The sequence below is a fragment of the Natrialba sp. PRR66 genome, from assembly GCF_034808065.1.
GTDB lineage: Archaea > Halobacteriota > Halobacteria > Halobacteriales > Natrialbaceae > Natrialba > Natrialba aegyptia.
The window spans coordinates 1-281 of record NZ_JAXHGN010000057.1 but is presented as its reverse complement, the minus strand read 5'-3'; the positions used below and the strand labels follow the sequence as shown (position 1 = coordinate 281).

At 74.4% G+C, this 281-nt stretch carries 1 pseudogene; it reads right to left on the bottom strand.

The annotated features are described in order from the left end of the window. Nucleotides 1-281 (bottom strand): annotated as a pseudogene (locus SM755_RS23470) (acetyl-coenzyme A synthetase); the annotation flags it as partial.

The following is a 281-nucleotide window of genomic DNA, read 5'->3' as shown; positions in this document are numbered from 1 at the left end:
CCTCGAGGAGCCGGCGCATGATCTTCCCGGAGCGCGTCTTCGGGAGGTCCGGCGTGAACACGACCTGGTCGAGGCGCGCGCCCGCGCCGATGGCGGCCGCGACCGCCTCGTCGAGCGCCCCCCGGAGCGTCGACACGTCCGTCCGGTCGTCGTCGGTCGTGACGTACGCGACGAGCGCGTTCCCCGACTCCGGGTCGTCGCGCGCGATGACCGCCGCCTCCGCGACCCCGTCGACCTCGACGAGCGCGTGCTCGATCTCGCCGGTACTGAACCGCCTGCCG